Origin of the sequence: Aminobacterium sp. MB27-C1, from assembly GCF_030908405.1 — a bacterium.
GTDB lineage: Bacteria > Synergistota > Synergistia > Synergistales > Aminobacteriaceae > Aminobacterium.
Genome location: NZ_CP133089.1, coordinates 462,066 through 477,154 on the forward strand (window position 1 = coordinate 462,066; position 15,089 = coordinate 477,154).

The window sequence follows — 15,089 nt, forward strand, 5'->3', positions numbered from 1 at the left end:
AAATGCGCGTAGTTCAGCAGATATCTTTTGAAGCTAAGAATGATGCAGAAGCAATACGAATTGCCAGTGAACGCTTAGGGCGGGATGCGGTAATTCTTTCCACTCGTCCTGCCAAAGCCGGAGGTTTTTTAGGGCTTTTCAGAAAAGATATTCTTGTTGTTACTGCTGGTCTTCTTGAAGAAGATGAAGCAGATCAGCGAGAAGCATCGCGAGATCGACTAGTAGCATTTCAGCGTCTTCTTGATTCTAAAAAAACATCGGCGTCTCCGACAATTTCAGAGCGGATTACTGAGGATGTAAAAGATGAAGTTTCTTTTTCATCTCAAAGTTTGGCTTTAGCAAAGCCTCAGGAGGAGAAGGGAAAAACTAAAGATTTAGAACAAGAAGTAGCGCGCATATATGAAAAACTGGATAAAGTTTTGGAACGTCTGGATGAGAAGCCTCAACATGCAGTTATTGAGTCTCATCCCAAATCAGTTGTGGCGGAGAGTGGTGTCGAGAAAAACAAAAAAACAAACATTGCTGTTTCTGTTTCTTCTGATCTAACAGGTTCTCTTATAGAAAAAGGCTTATTACCAGATATAGCTCAAAAACTTCAAGAAAAGTTTTTGGAAGAAAAACTTCCTCAGGATCAGTTTTGTCTTTGGCTTAAAGATCAGGTTCCAGTTGCAGCAAAAGTTCCGACGAAAGCAATTGGCGGGAAAAAAGTAATGTTTGTAGGCCCTACAGGCGTGGGCAAAACGACGACAATTGCCAAAATAGCTGCCATACATGCTCTTTGGGAGCGAAAAAATGTATTGTTACTAACATCAGATACCTATCGTATAGCTGCGGTAGAACAGTTACGAACATATGCGAAAATCCTTGGGGTTCCCATTGAGGTTATTTTTGAGATAGAAGAAATTGATACTGTATTGAAAAAACATAGCAAGGCTGACCTTATATTACTTGATACGGCAGGGAGAAATCAAAAAGATTCTGAACGACTCGAAGAGGCTAAAAGACTTTACGAAGCCTTTAAACCTGATGCTCTTCACCTCGTACTCGCTTCAAATATGAAAGATAAGGATATGCTTGACGTAGTAGGAAGAATGGGAAGTTTACCTTTAACCCATATGCTTTTTACAAAAATCGATGAGACAAGTTCCTATGGTGGTTTACTTAACGTGCTGCTTTCGAAAAAGCTTCCAGCATCCTTTCTTACTACAGGACAAAATGTTCCTAATGATATTGAGGTTGCAGATGCTCAGAAGATTGTAGACCTTTTTTTGACGGAAGAGGACTATTCTCGTGCGTAATGGAGAGGGGCTCCCAGTTGCCGATCAGGCAAAGACGCTTAGAAGTTTAGTAGAAAAAAATAGGAGTTTTGAGAAGAAAGTATTTAGAAATACTCGTTCTATGGCTATTGTCAGCGGTAAAGGAGGGGTAGGTAAGAGCAGCCTCTCTGTTAATCTTGCTCTTGCAATAGCCGATCTGGGCTTTTCAGTGGTTTTATTGGATGCGGACATGGGGATGGCCAACGTTGACCTTATGCTAGGGTTAGTTCCTCGTTATTCTCTTGCTCACGTTATACGTGGGTCGAGGGAAATAAGAGAAATATTGATCGAGCTTGATGATAGGGTATGGGTTATTCCAGGCGGTAGTGGAGTCCGTGAAATGGCAGAGGCAAATGAAGACATTTTTTTGAAAATTTTAGAGCAACTTACTACTCTTGATCTTATGGCTGACTATCTCATTATTGATACGGGAGCAGGAATACATAAAGATGTACTTTCTTTCGCTCTTGCCGCTGATTCTGTTGTGGTGGTTACAACGCCAGAACCTACGTCGGTTCGTGATGCTTATGGAATAATGAAGATTTTAGCTATAGAGTCAAAGAGCAAGGCTGATATGCATCTTGTTGTAAATATGGCAGATAATGCAGTAGAAGCGGGAGAAACAGCAGAAAGAATGCAAAAAGTCTCTTCGCGTTTTTTAAGTTTAAACGTTGATTATGATGGATTTGTTCCAATAGATCGTCATTTAAAGAAAGCGATATGTTCTCAAAGGCCATTGTTGAGAGAATTCCCGAATTCGGTGGCATCTTATTCTTTCCGCGAAATAGCCTCGCGGTTAACGGGGGCAAAACAGGAGACAGCGGGGAGAGGATTAAAAGCATTTTTCTTGAGACTTGCTCGAGGATTACGCACAATGGAGATGGAGCCTTGATGGATTTAACTCATTTTCTTTCTCTTCTTGATAAAGAAATAGGGAAGAAAGTTTTTGTAGATATTAGGGCTGGATTGTATAAGGGACGTTATCCTTCCAGACTTGAAGATATTCGTAAGAATCAGATAGCTGTGGCTCATCCCATGCTAAAGGGGGCCTTGTTACCAATACATAGAAGTCTCGAAATAGTTTTACAGATAGAGATAGAGGGCTCACTATATGAAGTTGCAGCTTTTATTGTTCGAAGCTCCATTGCAGAACAAATACCGTTACTTTGGGTAGAGCCGCATGGCGAGGTAATCAAACTACAAAGAAGACGTTTTGTTCGTGTTCCTTGTATTATGAAAATGGAGATGTTTTTGCTCCAGGAAGCAGAACAATTTAAAACAGCAAGAGAGGAAAAAATCGCTGTTACCGCGAAAGATATAAGTTTGGGGGGCTGCGGTTTTTTGTTGGATATTTCTAAGAAACATCTTTTTGAAAATAAAAGACGATATCTTTGCCGTCTCTTTCTTCCCGAAACAGAGTTTTTAGTCCCTGTTTCTATAATGAGGAATCAAGAACGCGACGGTCGATGTGAGGTTGGGGTCTCTTTTGATATTTTGCCTATTTCGGCAGAAAAAAGTTTAGGAAATTTTATTCGTCAACAAGAACTTATTAATCGTTAGGTGAGCATATTATGATAAAAGTCTTAGTCGTAGATGATTCTTCTTTTATGAGAAAGATAATAAGGGATATATTGACTTCCCATCCTCAGATAGAGGTTGTAGGCGTTGCGAGAGACGGGGAGGATGCTCTGGAAAAAATTAAAGAATTGAATCCAGACGTAGTTACTCTCGATATTGAAATGCCGAAACTAGATGGATTACAAACATTAAAAATAATAATGAAACAGTTCCCAAGACCTGTTATTATGGTAAGTAGTTTAACTCAAGAAGGAGCACAAGCAACATTGCAGGCCTTATCTTTAGGTGCTTTTGATTATGTTACGAAACCTTCAGGCCATATTTCTCTTGATATGAATGTCGTTGGTGAAGAGCTTATTGCAAAAGTGGTAGCTGCAGGCTCTGTAACCCCATCGGTTTTAAAAGAACCAACAGCATATATAACGCAACAGATAGAGCAACAAATACGACCAGCGAAAATTATAAAAAGTGAGCCGCCTGTTATTGTAGCTATAGCCGCATCTACCGGCGGTCCGAGGGCGTTGCAATATGTGTTATCTCAATTGCCTGGCGATTTCCCATTACCTATAGTGGTTGTTCAGCATATGCCTAAGGATTTTACGCCTTCTTTTGCCAAACGTCTTGATTCTGTGTCGCAGCTTACAGTCATAGAGGCATATGACAAAGCTCCTCTTCAGGCTGGTATGGCTGCTATTGCTCCAGGAGGGGCCCATTTAATTGTCAAAAGAGACAAAGATAAAAGATTATTTTGTGGGCTTTCCGATATGCCTCCTGTTTTATCTGTAAAGCCGTCTGCGAATGTTTTGTTTATGAGCTTAGCTGATGAAGTGGGAGGGAAGGTGCTCTCTGTTATATTAACTGGAATGGGGCGAGATGGAACAGATGGCGCAACAATGCTAAAGAAAAAGGGTGCTTATGTTATTGCTGAAGCACAAGAATCTTGCGTCGTTTATGGGATGCCCAGAGCGGCTGTAGAGGCTGGAATAGTAGATGAAACGGTACCTTTAACTTCGATATCAACAGCTATTTTAAGGTATGTGAATAATTAGGATAAAGTTTAATTAGAGTGAATTTTGAGGTTGGAGATGATGTATCATGGCTGGAATGGATCTGAGTCAATATTTAGGCGCTTTCCTTGATGAGGCTTCTGATAATCTTTTGCATCTTGATGATCTTCTACTTGCTGTAGAGAAAAATCAGGAAGACATGGAAGTTATAAACGAAATCTTTCGATCTGCTCATACGTTAAAAGGAATGTCTGCAACGATGGGATTTGAAAGAATGTCGTCTCTGACCCATGCTCTTGAAGATCGTTTAGATAAGGTTCGTAAGGGTGAAAATACGTTAAAAAGTAACGATATCGACTTACTTTTTAAATCTCTTGATACTCTTCAATCTATGGTAGACGCTATTCGGAATGATGGAAATGATACGTCTATTTCTATAGATGAACTTGTTCAGGCTTTACGAGAAGCTATTTCTGATGAACCACAAAAAGATACTTTTCTTGGCAGTGATAGCAAACCAGCTGGTTTAGAATCTCATGAAGAAGAATGGATACATGAAGCAAGTAGCCTTGGTATGGATGTTTTTAAAGTCAAGGTTTTTCTGACGCAAGAATGCCTCCTGAAGGCGGCTCGAGCATATATGGTTGTAAATCGTTTAGAAGAAATGGGAGACATTATTAAAACAACACCTCCTGTAGACGATCTTGAAAATGAAAAATTTGATAGATCTTTTGAAGTGTACATTGCTACACATAGCTCTCAGGATAAGATAGAAGAAGCTGTTTCTCGCATTAGTGAGATAGAAAAAATAGAAATAGAGCATGTTGGCGCTCCTCAAGTGGAAAGAGAAAAAAACGAAAACTCTGTGGATCAAGATCATGCCTCACAGAACGAAGTTTCTTCTGAAAATAAAGCTCTTCATTCTGAAAAGAATGGAAATAATGTTTCGAAGTCGGCTAATCATAAAAAAAGCAGTCAAACGGTTCGTGTAGATATCGGACGTCTCGATAAACTAATGAATCTTGTCGGAGAATTGGTTATTGGCCGGGCTCGTATAGAGCGTCTTGTTCAAGAGGCACGTTTGAGAGAGTTTGATGAACCTCTATCTCAGCTTGGTCGTATTTCTAGCGATATTCAAGAGATGGTTACCAAGCTTCGGATGGTGCCTGTTTCCTTCATTTTTGATCGTTTCCCAAGATTAGTAAGGGATTTATCCAAAACAATGAAAAAGAAGATAGATCTCCGAATAGAAGGTCAAGATACAGAACTTGATCGTACAGTAATAGATGAAATTGGCGACCCACTTGTTCATCTTATTCGTAATTCCATAGATCATGGTATCGAGTTGCCTGAAGCGCGACTTAAAAACGGTAAAGAGGCAACTGGAACAATCTGTATTTCTGCCTATCAGGAAGGTAGCGGTGTTATTATCGAGGTCGATGACGATGGACATGGTATCGATACTGATAAGGTACGTAAGAAGGCCCTTGAAAAAGCTCTAATTACGCCGGAACAAAGTTCTGAAATGACAGAAGAAGAGCTTGTGCAACTTGTCTTTTTGCCTGGTTTCAGCACTTCCGATGCAGTTACCGACATCTCTGGTCGTGGTGTAGGTATGGACGCAGTAAAAACAAAGGTTGAATCTCTTGGCGGTCAATTTGAGGTGGCAAGTGAGCATGGGAAGGGAACACGTGTTCTTGTACGATTACCGTTAACTCTTGCCATTGTTCTTGCTTTGCTTGTTAAAGTGGAAAATGAGATTTATGCTATCTCCCTTGAAAATGTAGAAGAGACAATTCTTGTACATAAAAATGATATCAAAACTATGCACGGAATACCTGCTACTCTTTTGCGAGGGGATGTTCTTCCACTGTCTGATCTGGCCTCAATTTTGGGGACTTCCGTTGAGGACGATGGTCAGGAAGAGTATCCCGTAGTTGTTGTTAAAGCGGGGAGAAACAAGGTCGGTATGATCGTTAGCGAATTAATAGGACAACAAGAGATTGTCATTAAATCTTTAGGAAAATTCCTATCTAAAACAAAAGGAATAGCTGGAGCGACAATATTGGGAGACGGAAATGTTGCTTTAATACTTGACGTAGCCTCTCTCTGCGCGAGGTAGAGCTAGGGGGATTAAAGGGCGATGAATTTAGACAGTTTCAGTCACTTGCAACTTGACGCTATCCGGGAAGTTGGAAATATCGGAGCTGGTAATGCCGCGACGGCCTTATCGAAACTTCTGGAAAAACCTGTGGAAATGGATGTCCCTAAAGCAGAGCTTATTTCAATTTATGAGTTGGGGGAACATTATGGGCCGGCAATGAGTCTTGTCGCCGCTGTTTTTGTCAGATCTCATGGAGATTTCCCATGCAGTCTTATTTTTATACAAGAGGAAGAGAACGCTCAGTCCCTTGTGGATTTGCTTATTACAAAACAATTTGGTGGAGGAATGGATGTATCCTCTCTTCCTGAGGAAATGAGAGACAGTGCACTATCAGAGGTTGGCAATATTATTTTGAGTTCTTTCTTGAATGCAATAAACATGTTCGTAGGCAGTACATACAACATATCGGTTCCCGGAGTAGCTCATGACATGTTGGCTGCGGTTTTGGATGTCGTCATTTCTATTTTCGGACAAACAGGAGATGTAGCCCTTGTAGTTAATACGACCCTCAGTGTTGGAGAATCAGATCTTGATGTGCAAGGAAATGTGATAATGATTCCTGACCCCGGTTCTCTAGAGGGACTGCTGGAGAAACTGGGGGTTATGTAAACAATGGCGAATACTTTTCATGTTGGCATGGCTGATCTCATTGTCATAACAGCGCCGGATACACTTGTAACCTTAGGATTAGGGTCTTGTATAGGTCTCGTGATTTTTGATTCTGTCGCAAAGGTAGCTGGAATGGCTCATATAATGCTTCCTGAAAGCAGGGAAGGTGCTCCTGTAGATAAGCCAGGGAAATTCGCCAATACGGCGGTTCCTACGCTCATTGATGCTGTATGTAAAAAAGGAGCTTTAAAGTCTAGGCTTAAAGCAAAATTTGCAGGAGGGGCTCAGATGTTTGCTATACCGGGCTCTCAGTCTGATTTTCTCGCTGTTGGAAGTCGAAATATTCAGCAAACAACGGCGTGGCTAAATAAGTATGGCATTAAGATAATGGATTCTGATACTGGAGGAAATAAAGGTAGAAGCGTGGAGTTTTCTACGGAAACATGGATGCTTAGTGTTAAAACCCTAGGGCAAGGGAAAAAAGAAATATAAAGGGGGGAGAGAGGTGGAAGCATTGGATAAGACGGGAGAAATAATGGAAGTGGATGAATCAAGAAAAATGGAAGAAACAAACGAATTGGAGAAAACAGGAGAAATTGGAATAGACGAGCCTAAACTTCCCCTTGAAATAGAAGAAGAGCTATGTTCTCTCTTTCATTGCACTTCTAAATCTTTGTCTGCTATTATGTCTACAGTTAATGAAAATCCTAAAGAGCTTTTAACCCTTCTTAAATCGCTTTCCCCTAAGTTTCTTGCTGTGAAAGTTCGTTTTGATTCTCGCAAAAGGGGAGATGTTGGCGGTGCTTTTTGCCTCTTATGTGAAGGAACATCTGGTGATATCTTTGATGAAAGTTATTGGGTTTCCAGTAAAGGATTTCCAGAAAGGTTTAGTGTAAATGCCAGTTGGGAATCTGTACGGAAAGCGTTAATAGACTTAAGAGGTCCCGATCTGCGTGCCCACTTTGAAAAAGTTCTTTGGAACAAGCTTCGCAGTATAGTACGCGATCTCATGACACCCACACAACTGAATCTTATCTTTTCACAAGATAAAGGCGAAAAACAGATAGAAGACGTATTGCATGAACAGCTCAAAGAAGCTTTCAGAACAGAAATTGAAATGCAAATATCGGTAGAGCGGTTCAATAAAGCTCGCTTGGAATTGTCCGGTTTGGGCCAAGAAGAAAAGAAAGAAGAAAAAGAAGAAAAAACAACTACGAATGTTATCGGTGAAGGTGGAATCCAGATTTCTTGTAATCCTTTTGTTGATCCAGTTCGGGGGAAAGCTGCTTCAGAACTTGTGGAGAATGATTGTATTTGGGTTTCTTTCGAAGATACCGGCCTTTCTGGATTTATCAAAAGAACCTTAGAGCAAACAAGCGAGAAGCCTGTTTTTCCCGTTCGGTCAGTAGAAAAACTTCCCACAGGCCTTGTTTTGGCAAAAATTGCAATTTCTGAAGGAGTACAAGGACTTGTACGTGTGTCTGGAGATATAAAAGTACGAGTAGAATCTGAACATTCGATGGAAAAGATTTCACCTTTCCCGTTAAGGCTTTTAGTTTGGATAGGTGGCTCTCTTTTATTGTTATGGCTTGTCTATATTTTCTTGCGATGAAAGGTTGTTGCATTTGGGGATGAAATCAAGGGACAAGGAACTTTGGAACCGTTATGTAAACAATCATACCGAAGCTATCAGGGAGGAAGTTGTTAAACGTTATCTTCCTCTCGTTAAGTATGTGGCAGGTAGAATGGCTGTGTCTCCTCCTCCCGGCCTTGATTATGAAGATTTGTTGAGTTTTGGAGTTTTCGGTCTCCTTGATGCAATTGATCGCTTTGATCTTGAAAAAGGCGTTGTTTTTGAAACATTTGCTGTTCCGAGAATCCGCGGAGCTATTTTAGACGAACTCCGCAAGTACGATTGGATTTCTAGAACGGGAAGAGAGAAGTTGCAAAAATTGAACCGTGCTATGGATAAAATTTTGCAAGAACAAGGAACCATTAAAGATAGTGTGCTCATGAATGAGCTTGAAATGGACGAAAAAACATATAGGGAAACACTTGAACTCGCAAGTCGAAGTTATATTGTATCTCTTGATGAAGTTATGGCTTTGGATGATGGAGATGTAACCCGTGAGGGGCTTCTTGCTGACGAGTCGCCATCGGCGCTCGCGTTGCTTGAAGATTCTGAGGAAGTAGATAAAGTTGCACACGCTCTACAAAAGTTGCCTGAGCGGGAGCAACAAGTTATAGCTTTTTATTATTATGAAGGATTGACGCTGAAAGAAATTGGAAGTGTCTTAGGAGTTACTGAATCAAGAGTATCCCAGTTACACGGAAAGGCTTTGGTAGCATTACGGGGGATGCTTCAGGCTAAGTGAGGGGGGCTCTAATTATGGAAGAGGTACCTTTACATCTGGAATTTCGTGAAGATGGAGTATATATATCGATGGTATCCGAAAGTGAACCATCACTTAAAGATGTTGTTGATATACTCAAAAAAAACGGCGTGAATAATTACGATGGAGATAAAATTAACACTTTCCTTAAAGAAAAATCGTTAGAACCCTTTAAAGTTGCAGAACGCGAGGCGGAAGAAGAACGCGATGCCGTTGTGGAAGTACAAATCAGTTCTGATTCTTTAACAGCCGAGATAAGAATTTTCCCACCTTCTGGGGAAAAGCCCTGGCCTACAGTGGAAGATCTGAAAAAAATACTTGAAGATAAAGGCGTTACGTTTGGAATTAAAGATTCTGCATTGCGACAAGTCATAGATTCCAAAAGAGTTGAGGATTGGATTGTCGTTGCCAAAGGGGAACCGGCAATTAATGGGAAAGATGCAGAGATAGATTTTGCCATTCAGTTTGGACAAGCTAAACCCGTGATTGCAGATGAAAAAGATCGCATTGATTATAAAAACGTGAATTCTATAACTATTGTTCTAAAAAATCAACTTCTCGCAACAAAGACTTCTCCGACAGAGGGAAAGAATGGAATGACTGTTCGAGGCATACCCCTTGTAGCAAAAGCAGGGAGAGATCGTTCTTTACCTTCTGGCAAGGGAACTGTTGTTTCGGAAGACGCGCTCTCTCTTTATTCTGCAATAGATGGTCATCTCGTTTTAGCTAATGGCAAACTGAACGTTGTTCCGGTTTTTAACGTCGAAGGTGACGTTGATTATAGTGTAGGTAATATCAATTTTATTGGAGCAGTTTCAGTTAAAGGAGCGGTGAGAGAAGGGTTTGAGATCGTTTCTTCAGGTGACGTAGACGTACAAGGAGTTGTTGAAGGAGCGTATCTTTCTAGTGGTGGTAATATTTCACTTTCTGGCGGAGTTCGGGGCATGGGAAAGGCAAAAATAGAAGCTGATGGGGATATAGCTGCTAATTTTATCGATCAATGTACAGTCATATCTAAGGGCACGGTAAGAATAAAAAATGCAATTTTGCATAGTGATGTTTCAGCGAATAATTCCGTTATAGTGCAAGAAGGATCCAAAGCTCAGATAGCAGGTGGAAAAGTTCAGGCCGGAATAGAAGTAGTTTGTTTGCATCTTGGAAGTGAGATGGGAACCAAAACAGAAGTCGTTGTTGGTGTCTTGCCTGAATATAATGAAAAAAGGCGAGAACTTCAGGCTCTTAAAGGTGAGCTTCAAGAAAAAGCCACCAAGGTAGAGACAAATTTGAATTTTCTTAAAAAAATAGAGTCGGCAGGAGAACTTGATCGACCTAAACGAGAGTTGCTCATATCTCTTACAAAAGCGAAGTTTCAAGTGCAGTCTCAACTTTCAAAGTGCATCCAAGAGCTAGAAAGTGTCGAGTCTAGCATTGAAGCAAGTCGAGCTCATGGAGCTGTTCGAGTGAAGGGAATTTGTTACCCTGGGGTTTCTGTCACTATACGAGGTGTTCGACATATAGTGCGTGAAGAACAGCGGTTTGTTGCTTTTGTCTACGAAGCTGGTGAAGTTCGAATAAAACCTTACGACTATTAAAAAAGGTCTGGGGGGAATGCCAGGATGGTTGTAAATCCAGTGCATTTACAGTTGGCCCATTGGAACGTTGAACAAAACACCCAATCTATCAGAGGAAACAATAGCCCTGCAGCCCTTGCTGGTCAGCAAGGAGAGATAGTTTCGGCTGCTATACAAAAGGAGCAAGTTGTTCAAGCAGGAGATAATGCGTCAGAAGGAGAAAAAACAGGGCGCAAAAAGGAAAAGGAAGAAAGATCTAAAAAAGAGCGTCAATCTGGTTCGAATCATAAGAAAAAGTCAGAAAGCCAAACGTCCCAGAATAAAAACTTTGATCTTTATGCGTGATTTTTTCTCACGGAAGGATGGCTGTTATGATAACAAATAATCAAATAGGTTATATTCTTATTGAAGAAAACAACGGCATTTATCGTGGAGTGGCCTTAGTTACTGATTTTCGAGGCATTCCCCTTGATTTCCGTTATACTGATCCAATAAAGCCGACCCGCATAGAACAGATTCTCTATGGAGGGGCTTTAGATGTGTATCTTAAAGAGGAATTGATTTTAAGCAACTTACTTGATTCTATAGAGGTAAAACCAGGTGTGTGGATTTGTCGCAATGATTCTTTGCTTGTTCCTTTAAGAAAGTTAAGTAAAATTCCGACACTTACTTTGTCTGTCACCTCTCGCCCCTTTCTTGAACAAACAGGTGACGTTGAGCCCCAGCCAGAAAATGGTGTTTTTATACTTCAAGCTGATGCCATGGGATCACCTCTCCGTTTGCGTCTTTCAGAAGAGTATTCCTCAGAAATTGATAGTGTAGCTTCTTTCCTTGTAGAAGTGGCAAAAACAATGGAACTTTCCGAACCTTTTTCGAGAATAGAGAAGGCGTTGAAAGTTATTGATGATGAACAAACAAATTGATGAGCAACGTTTTTACAACTTCAAGGAGGTTTTATTACGGCTCTTCCTTGGTCGAGTAAAAGTTCGGCATTTACAATCAAACTCTAAAATGTTCCAAGTTTTTAGCCTTTATAGAAGTCTTCCTATTCATAAAATTCTTTCTGAGGTGCATGTTTCAACCCTTTCTTTATTGGAAAATGGAACTCGACATGAACCGTATGTGAGTACGTTATCTCTTTTAAAAAATGACGTGCAGGTGCATAGTGTGGTGCTTTCTTCTTTCTTAACAAGAGTTCATTCTTTTAAAACTAGAATGAATAAGGTTACTATAAAAAGTGGAATTCAGATCATGCGTGCATTACCACAGACTCGAGAAAACCGCTCCTCCTCACATTTGTTAAAACCACGAAAAGATGGACATGCTTTTTTGGCGTTGTTTTCTCCTATAATAGAAAAAGCTTTAGTGAAAAGTGTTTTGAATAAAGAGACTGGAACACTGCTAATTTGGTATAATTCCCAGAGCAGGTCTTTTTTCTCTCAGAGTTTGGTGTTATTTAGCCGTCTGGGAAAGAATGGAGGCCTCGTCTGGGAGTGGCATGATCTTCCTCACGAAATGTCTAATTTTAAAAAATAGACCTAGACATTGAACATTTGTTAGAATTATCATTGCCATTTAGAGATAGAGGCAGACTTTTTAAAAAGGCCTTTCATATTAGCCTTCTGGAGGGTAGAAAAACTGATGGTAGAAGAAAAGAGGAGTGACCAAGCTCCTGTACATGTAGGGGATACGGTCGAATGTGAAGTGGAGCAGATCATGCCTTATGGCGCTTTTGTACGTCTTTCGACAGGACAGAGAGCGATGATTCACATTTCGGAGCTCTCTTATAGTTATGTTAAGAAAGTGGAAGATGTTCTTGAGCTCAAGCAAAAGATTAAGGCGAAAGTAATCAAGATTGATGAAAAAAATCGAATTGACCTTTCTCTTAAGAAGATGGAAGAGCCACCTTCTGTTGCGTCTTCCGCTCCCAAGGAAACAGAAGATAGCTTTGAAAAAAAGTTATCTAACTTTCTAAAAGTCAGCGATCAAAAAATAGCCGATTTGAATAGCAAACTAAACAACGCAAAAGCCAATAAAAAACGGAGTAAAAAAAGTAAATGATCGATATGATAACAGGCCAGGGGAGCTTAAGCTCCCCTGGCCTGTATTGGTTTTTTGCAAAAAAGGATATGGATGTAGTAAAGCGTCAAATGGTTTCTCGTAAGTTTCAACAGAAAATTGTTGCATCTGTTGCGTGTCGCTGTTGTTGGGGAGCCCCTCAAGTTTTATATTGTCGGCCTTTTTATAAAAAAACGCCCTTTCCAACTTCTTTTTGGCTCACCTGTCCTTATTTGGTTGCCAAGTGCGGAGAGCTAGAATCCCAACACGGAGTGAGTAGATTAGAAGAGTACCTTCAAAAGAACGTTTCTCTTCGCCGTTGGATTTCATATCATATCCAGCACATTAATGTACGTTTAGCCTTGCTTTCTTCGTCTGAGAAGCGTTATTTCCAAAAAAGACGTCCTGAATTATGGAGAGCCATTACTCAAGGTGGGGTCGGGGGAATTCAAAATAAGAACTCTTTTACAGTGAAATGCCTTCATCTTCACGTTGCTTCTTGGTTGGCTCTCGGAACGCATCCAGCAGAGGAATGGTTTCGCCAACATATAGAAATGACAGACTGTAAAACACCTAACGATTATTCATGTATTGCCAGGGGAGGGGTACTTGATGTGGAAGGGACGTTTTAGTGAACAGACGGCAGAAATCGTATTAAATTACACACAATCTCTTGACCTTGATTGGTGCCTGGCTCCTTTTGATATTAAGGGAAGTCTTGCTCACGCCAAGATGCTAGTATCTGTTGGAATCCTTTCTTCAGAGGAAGGTCAAAAGATAGAAGAAGGGCTTTCCTTGATTTTGAAAGAGATAGAAGATGGATGCTTTACTCCTTCTATTGAGTTGGAAGATGTACATATGAATATTGAACATCGACTCATAGAAATATTAGGCCCACTGGGAGCGAAACTTCATACTGGGCGAAGTCGAAACGATCAGATTGCTACTACTTTACGTCTTTATTTACGCAACAGATTGAAATTAATACATAAGGGAATGTGCATTCTTCTTGAAACTATTCTTAAAAAAGCCTACGCTCACCGTGATATTATCATCCCAGGATATACTCATTTGCAGCAGGCCCAGCCAATAAGTATGGGACAATATTGGATGTCTCACTTTCAAGCCTTTCGACGTGATATGATCCATCTACAGGCAGCTTTGGATGCTCTTGATGATTGCCCTCTGGGTGCAGGAGCTTTAGCCGGATCTACGCTTGCTCTGGATCGTTTTAATACAGCGTCGGCCCTCGGTTTTAAAAGGCCGACAGAAAATAGTCTGGATTCTGTCGCCCATAGAGACTACTTGCTAGATTACCATTATTTTGCGGCAGTTTTTGCCGTACATTGCAGCAGACTCGCAGAAGATTTTATAATTTATAACAGCCAGGAATTTGGGTGGCTTAAACTTCCAGACGCATATTGTACAGGGTCAAGCATGATGCCACAAAAGAAAAATCCCGATGTGCTTGAGCTTACACGAGGTCGGGTTGGGCAAGTAGTTGGGCATTTAGTTGATATGCTCATTATGCTTAAGGGCTTACCTTTAACATATAATCGCGATTTGCAAGAAGATAAACGAGGACTTTTAGCTTCGCTTTCAGTTATCCTTTCTATGGTGGGTATATTACCTGATTTTTTATCTCATGTAGATGTAGATGAACGAAAAGCTACTTCGAAAATGGAAAATGGGATGGTTCTTGCTACGGATGTTGCGGAATATCTTGTTAGGAAAGGTATTCCTTTTAGAGATGCCCATTGGAAAGCGGGACAGCTTGTTCGTTATTGTGTGGATAATGAACGATCACTTTTTGATCTATCTTTGTCAGAATGGCAAGCTATCATACCGGAGGTGGAAGAAGATATTATGCCTCTTCTTTCATTGAAAGCAAGTGTGAGTAGACGCAAGACATACGGTGGCACATCCTTTGATAGTGTCGAGAAGCAAATTGACAATGGATACCATTGGCTTTCCTCAGAAAAAAGTAAGTACAGTCCAGAATCCTGAAATATTTTAAAAGGGGCTTGACTTGCTGCGTTTTTTCTGTAGAATAAACCCTTGCGTAACGGCGGTAACTAGCCGGGGCAAGAGCCGTTAGCTCAGTTGGTAGAGCACCGGACTTTTAATCCGGGCGTCGTGGGTTCGACTCCCACACGGCTCACCATCGCGGTCCCATCGTCCAGAGGTCTAGGACACAGCCCTTTCAAGGCTGCGACACGGGTTCAAATCCCGTTGGGACCGCCATTTTAGTTTACTCTGCCGGTGTAGCTCAGTTGGTAGAGCAGCGCACTCGTAATGCGCAGGTCGGCGGTTCGAGTCCGCCCGCCGGCTCCAGCTTAATAAATGAAAAGCGAGAGGCTTTGTGTTTTTCTTTCTGAAAGGAAAAGCGCAAG

Annotated in this window: 16 protein-coding genes and 3 tRNA genes; all 19 read left to right on the forward strand. The window is 40.9% G+C overall.

Annotated features, from left to right (window positions below):
- Positions 1-2 precede the first annotated feature (2 nt).
- The 19 genes from flhF (at position 3) to RBH88_RS02280 (ending at position 15,030) form a co-directional block, all read left to right on the forward strand.
- Complete coding sequence (flhF, locus tag RBH88_RS02190) at positions 3-1,298, forward strand: flagellar biosynthesis protein FlhF (RefSeq protein WP_213695745.1); 1,296 nt, start codon at positions 3-5, stop codon at positions 1,296-1,298.
- Positions 1,291-2,208, forward strand: a complete 918-nt coding sequence (locus tag RBH88_RS02195) for a MinD/ParA family protein (protein WP_213691373.1) — start codon at positions 1,291-1,293, stop codon at positions 2,206-2,208. The genes flhF and RBH88_RS02195 overlap by 8 nt, the downstream gene beginning before the upstream one ends.
- Positions 2,208-2,876, forward strand: coding sequence for a flagellar brake protein (locus tag RBH88_RS02200; RefSeq protein WP_213691372.1), 669 nt, complete (start codon positions 2,208-2,210; stop codon positions 2,874-2,876). The genes RBH88_RS02195 and RBH88_RS02200 overlap by 1 nt, the downstream gene beginning before the upstream one ends.
- Before the next feature lie 11 nt (positions 2,877-2,887).
- The gene (locus tag RBH88_RS02205) at positions 2,888-3,943 is read left to right on the forward strand and encodes a chemotaxis response regulator protein-glutamate methylesterase (RefSeq protein WP_307879820.1); all 1,056 of its coding nucleotides are present in this window, start codon (positions 2,888-2,890) and stop codon (positions 3,941-3,943) included.
- 46 nt (positions 3,944-3,989) lie between these two features.
- Positions 3,990-6,023 (forward strand): chemotaxis protein CheA, encoded by a 2,034-nt coding sequence (locus RBH88_RS02210; protein WP_213691370.1) that lies wholly within the window; start codon positions 3,990-3,992, stop codon positions 6,021-6,023.
- 21 nt (positions 6,024-6,044) lie between these two features.
- A complete protein-coding gene (locus RBH88_RS02215) occupies positions 6,045-6,674 on the forward strand; it encodes a chemotaxis protein CheC (RefSeq protein ID WP_213691369.1) in 630 nt (209 codons plus the stop codon).
- 3 nt (positions 6,675-6,677) lie between these two features.
- Positions 6,678-7,166 carry a chemotaxis protein CheD gene (locus tag RBH88_RS02220; protein ID WP_213691368.1) on the forward strand — a complete coding sequence of 163 codons (489 nt, stop codon included), beginning with the start codon at positions 6,678-6,680 and terminating at the stop codon, positions 7,164-7,166.
- A gap of 13 nt (positions 7,167-7,179) precedes the next feature.
- Positions 7,180-8,286, forward strand: a complete 1,107-nt coding sequence (locus RBH88_RS02225) for a hypothetical protein (protein WP_213691367.1) — start codon at positions 7,180-7,182, stop codon at positions 8,284-8,286.
- A gap of 19 nt (positions 8,287-8,305) precedes the next feature.
- A complete protein-coding gene (locus RBH88_RS02230) occupies positions 8,306-9,049 on the forward strand; it encodes a sigma-70 family RNA polymerase sigma factor (protein ID WP_213691366.1) in 744 nt (247 codons plus the stop codon).
- 14 nt (positions 9,050-9,063) lie between these two features.
- Entirely contained in the window at positions 9,064-10,659 is a 1,596-nt protein-coding gene (locus RBH88_RS02235) for a DUF342 domain-containing protein (RefSeq protein WP_213691365.1), read from the forward strand.
- 24 nt (positions 10,660-10,683) lie between these two features.
- Positions 10,684-10,983, forward strand: coding sequence for a hypothetical protein (locus RBH88_RS02240; RefSeq protein WP_213691364.1), 300 nt, complete (start codon positions 10,684-10,686; stop codon positions 10,981-10,983).
- A 26-nt stretch (positions 10,984-11,009) separates the two neighbouring features.
- Entirely contained in the window at positions 11,010-11,561 is a 552-nt protein-coding gene (locus RBH88_RS02245; protein WP_213691363.1) for a hypothetical protein, read from the forward strand.
- Complete coding sequence (locus RBH88_RS02250) at positions 11,542-12,174, forward strand: hypothetical protein (RefSeq protein ID WP_307879821.1); 633 nt, start codon at positions 11,542-11,544, stop codon at positions 12,172-12,174. Before RBH88_RS02245 ends, RBH88_RS02250 begins: the two co-directional genes overlap by 20 nt.
- Before the next feature lie 105 nt (positions 12,175-12,279).
- On the forward strand, positions 12,280-12,699 hold the full coding sequence (locus RBH88_RS02255) for a S1 RNA-binding domain-containing protein (protein WP_213691361.1): 420 nt from the start codon (positions 12,280-12,282) through the stop codon (positions 12,697-12,699).
- The gene (locus tag RBH88_RS02260; RefSeq protein WP_307879822.1) at positions 12,696-13,328 is read left to right on the forward strand and encodes a DUF501 domain-containing protein; all 633 of its coding nucleotides are present in this window, start codon (positions 12,696-12,698) and stop codon (positions 13,326-13,328) included. Before RBH88_RS02255 ends, RBH88_RS02260 begins: the two co-directional genes overlap by 4 nt.
- A complete protein-coding gene (argH, locus tag RBH88_RS02265) occupies positions 13,309-14,703 on the forward strand; it encodes an argininosuccinate lyase (protein ID WP_213695911.1) in 1,395 nt (464 codons plus the stop codon). The genes RBH88_RS02260 and argH overlap by 20 nt, the downstream gene beginning before the upstream one ends.
- 81 nt (positions 14,704-14,784) lie before the next feature.
- A tRNA-Lys gene (locus tag RBH88_RS02270) sits at positions 14,785-14,860 on the forward strand.
- Positions 14,861-14,864: 4 nt separating this feature from the next.
- A tRNA-Glu gene (locus RBH88_RS02275) sits at positions 14,865-14,940 on the forward strand.
- Between the two features lie 14 nt (positions 14,941-14,954).
- Positions 14,955-15,030, forward strand: a tRNA-Thr gene (locus tag RBH88_RS02280).
- The last annotated feature ends 59 nt before the right edge of the window (positions 15,031-15,089 follow it).